Genomic DNA, 4014 nt, shown 5'->3' with positions numbered 1-4014 from the left:
TATTCCTCTACTTTTGTTATCAGAAATGGAGGCATAGGGGGCGTCTCTGAACAATTACTGCTTCTTTTGTATGTACTGCATATCACTATTATAATCTCTCTCAATATAGATATATCCCTATTTCTATAATTGGATATTTCCCTATTCCTCTACTTTTGTTATCAGAAATGGAGGCATAGGGGGCGTCTCTGAACAATTACTGCTTCTTTTGTATGTACTACATATCACTATTATAATCTCTCTCAATATAGATATATGTAGAAGCGAATTTATCCGGAATCTGAAAATGTGTAGAATCCAATACACGAATACGACGAAAATAGTTAGTATACATGGTTGTAATTTTGTTAGTGGAACACAATTGTTGATGAAGTACATACGCTAGTATTTGTTGTAAAAACTGTGCAGCCTGAGAATTAAATCGTTGATTGAGTCCTTCTAGACTCATAGAAATACCTGTATTAGCTTCTAATCGACTACATAATTGTGCCAATGAAGTATGAGCTATATTTTGGCTTAATCAAACACACAGAGCTACTAAATCTTGTGCACGATATTTACTTTTTCGCTGAATAAATCCTATCTCTCTAGCTAATTGTTCTAAGGCATCAGCTAACATAAATCGTTGTAACTCTTTAGAAAATAATTCTAGTTTATCAAAAATCGATAAGTTTATGCCAAATACGCCATCCTTTCCTACGATTCTACAGAAAGAATAACGTATTTTTTCATTTTAAAGCAATTTAGTTTTGTTAGCTTGATAATGATGTGACGCTACCCCAATAATGAGTATCGTAGTTTTCTTCTTGTGTAAAATATGTATATTGTTACATTTATCTACGACGCTTTCTCTTTGCTTTTTTACGCTGATTTGTATAACTATATTTTTTTATATGAGTACTTCTGTTCTTCTTATAATTAGGTAACTTAACTATAAAAACAGTAATTGCCCAAAAAATGAAAAATATAAGGTTTGCAATCATCCAAAGGTTAATATCATAGTCATATAGCTTACTAAAATACTTTTTGTCACGAGTAATATGGCTTACGTTACTGTCAATTGCTTCGAGGGTGTAAGGAATAACCCAAAAGGAACCAATTAATATAACAATTATTCCAACAATGAAACTGAGTATATGTTTTATCAAGTTCTATTCTCCTTTAATTATGTTTATTGTATACGTTCATATAGTATATATGGTTATGGTGCAAAGATTGTATTTATTTGAAAGAGGTATATAAATTTCTATTGGAATCTATTTTTATAAATGGGTTCTTGCCACACCACAATCAAGCTAAGAAAAGTAAATACCCCGAAACAAAAAAATTGACACCTCCAGGTGAAAATGTACAATTTATTATTTTGGAGGCGTTATAAAATTCTTAAGTTGATGGGCATGTGACATAGGGGAGTCTTTGAAAAAAATTCTGATTCTATTGTATGTACCAATTATCACGACTATAATCTTCTTTTTAATATAGATATATCCCTATTTCTATAAGTAGATATTTCCCTATCTCTCTACTTTTGTTATCAGAAATGGAGGCATAGGGGGCGTCTTTGAACAATTACTGCTTCTATTGTATGTACCACTTATTACTACTATAATCTTTCTTATAATATAGAAATATCCCTATTTCTATAAGTAGATATTTCCCTACGTCTCTACTTTTATTATGGAAATGATGATATAGGGAGGAACTCTTGAAAACTAATGATCCCATTGTATGTATCAGTTATTACTACTATAATCTTTCTTTCAATATAGATATATCCCTATTTCTATACCGCTGCCATCAAGTTACACTTATGCAACATCAATTATAGGAATGGGTGTTTCTTTTTTAAAAAGCCCCCAAAACAAAAATTTTATACAGATCACCTCGTAATATCAATTCTCTCGTTTTGGGGTATTTGCCTTTCTTAGCTTGATGAGCATGGGATGTGGGGATATAAGGACGTTTTCAAAAAATGAATGGAGTGGTATAAATGACAGATTCTATTGCATGTACCACTTATCACTGCTATAATTTTCTTTGTAACATAGAAATATCCCTATTTCTATAATTAGATATTTCCCTATTTTTCTAATCTTTTCACTAAGATATAGAAATAGGGATATAGGGAAATATTATGGAAAATAAATGGAGTGGTATAAATGGCTATTACAATTACTGTTGGGAATTATAAAGGGGGCGTTGGTAAAACCACTAATGCTGTATTAAACTCTTATGAATTCGCAAAAAAGGGGAAAAGAACTTTACTCGTTGACCTTGATCCACAGAGTAATGCAACAAAATCTCTAATGCTAACAAAATCTATCCTTAATCCTGACGAAAAGGTAGCTTTAACTAAAACATTGATGAAAGGAATTCAAGAGGGGAATTTAGATGGATTAGAAGTTGAAATAATGGAAAATTTACATTTAATTCCTTCTTATGTTGATTTTCAAGATTTCGCAAAATTTCTATATAAATCGTGTTCTTCGGAAGAAGAGGAAGATTTCTACTTTAAGGAATTGCTTGAGAAAATAAAACATAAATACGATTACATATTTATCGATGTTCCACCTATGTCAATTGAAGTTACAAAAAATGCAGTTGTAGCTTCTGATTATGTTCTTATAACTCTACAAACACAAGAACGTTCTCTTACAGGTGCAGAAAACTACATTAACCAACTAATAAAATTAAAAGAGCAATATAATCTTGATATTGAAGTTGTAGGTATTCTTCCAGTGCTATTAAAAAATAATGGTAAAGTGGATGAATACATTATGGAAAATGCTCGTGAAATTTTTGGTGAAGAAAACCTATTTAAAAATATCGTTCCACAGATGGAACGTATTAAAAGGTTTGATGTTAACGGTATTACTGAAAATGATAGACATGATTTAAATGTAATAGAACTATACGAAAAAATTAGTGATGAATTATTATCTCGTATCAATGTTTTTGAAAGTATGAAGGTTGGTGTATAACATGGCAAGAACTCCTGGACTATTAGGTCGAAAAAAGAGCAATTTTGATCCAACAGATCCTTATATCCCAAACGAGGATTCAGTTGTAACAAAAAGTGAAGAGAATACTCCTACTTTTCCACCTGAAAATGAACAAGAACAAGTAAATCAGCAGGAACAAAAGACAGAGCAAACACCAGAGAAAAAGAAATTTAAAAACCAACAAGGTAGTATTAAAATTTCTAGTCAATCTAAGGAAGAGCTTGGAGCACTAATGAAACTTACTAATACAAAATATGCTCATGAAATAATAGATTTACTTATACATCATTATGTAGAAAATCAATTAACTCCCGAACAAAAAAGGAAATTTAAATTATTAACAGAGATTTAGAAATATAGAAATATCCCTACGTAGAAATAGGGATATTTCTATATTTTTTGTTTTTAAAAATAGCCTCACCAGAACTTCCTCCACAACCTTTCCCTCTCTCACCCCACTGCAACATCCTTATGTAAATTGATACTAAAGTTATCTAACTTCGATATAAAAATATAAAAGCCTTGCTACTTGCTATATTTTTTTATAGTAAGGCTTTTATAAGTTGTTTAATTCATGTTGAACTAAAGTACCCGTTACTCTATTTAGTTAGATAAGTAATTTATTAGAAAACTTATTAATTGCTTGAATAGCTAATTCCAACGCTTTTATCTCTTAAAGATCAGAAATATCATTTTAGTTTCATTTTCATTGTAGTCTATCGTTTTTGACATCAATGATTTAAGCACTATCCATTAATTTTATCATTTTAGCCAAGAAGACTCCTTCCTTAGTGAGTAGGTGGGAGATGAATTGGCTTCGGACAAGGGATGGCAGGAAGCCATCTTAATTATTCGACATACATAAACTGTTACTTCACTACCTATCGAATGTATGTTTGTTGTATAATAGAAACATACCGAAATGGAGGTGAAATGAATGATGATTAATAAAGCATATAAATTTCGTATCTATCCAAATAAAGCACAAGCAACCCTAATCAATAAAACGATT

4 protein-coding genes and 1 pseudogene are annotated in these 4014 nt (G+C 30.7%); 3 read left to right on the top strand and 2 right to left on the bottom strand.

Going from position 1 to position 4014, the window contains the following annotated elements:
• Positions 1-253: 253 nt before the first annotated feature.
• Both JDS80_RS30335 and JDS80_RS30330 read right to left on the bottom strand, forming a co-directional pair.
• Positions 254-676 (bottom strand): annotated as a pseudogene (locus JDS80_RS30335) (transposase); the annotation flags it as partial.
• Between the two features lie 157 nt (positions 677-833).
• A complete protein-coding gene (locus JDS80_RS30330) occupies positions 834-1148 on the bottom strand; it encodes a hypothetical protein (RefSeq protein WP_199640778.1) in 315 nt (104 codons plus the stop codon).
• Between the two features lie 1011 nt (positions 1149-2159).
• Here JDS80_RS30330 and JDS80_RS30325 point away from each other — a divergent pair.
• The 3 genes from JDS80_RS30325 to JDS80_RS30315 all read left to right on the top strand — a co-directional run.
• Complete coding sequence (locus JDS80_RS30325; protein ID WP_001018644.1) at positions 2160-2981, top strand: ParA family protein; 822 nt, start codon at positions 2160-2162, stop codon at positions 2979-2981.
• A 1-nt stretch (position 2982) separates the two neighbouring features.
• The gene (locus JDS80_RS30320) at positions 2983-3354 is read left to right on the top strand and encodes a hypothetical protein (RefSeq protein WP_137077349.1); all 372 of its coding nucleotides are present in this window, start codon (positions 2983-2985) and stop codon (positions 3352-3354) included.
• Between the two features lie 585 nt (positions 3355-3939).
• The coding region (locus tag JDS80_RS30315) for a helix-turn-helix domain-containing protein (RefSeq protein WP_176544146.1) at positions 3940-4014 on the top strand (75 nt) is incomplete at its 3' end.

The sequence above is a fragment of the Bacillus cereus group sp. N8 genome (genome assembly GCF_016483685.1).
In the GTDB taxonomy this organism is placed as follows: Bacteria; Bacillota; Bacilli; order Bacillales; family Bacillaceae_G; genus Bacillus_A; species Bacillus_A proteolyticus.
Note: the sequence above shows the minus strand (reverse complement) of the source record. Positions and strands in the feature narration are given on the sequence as shown.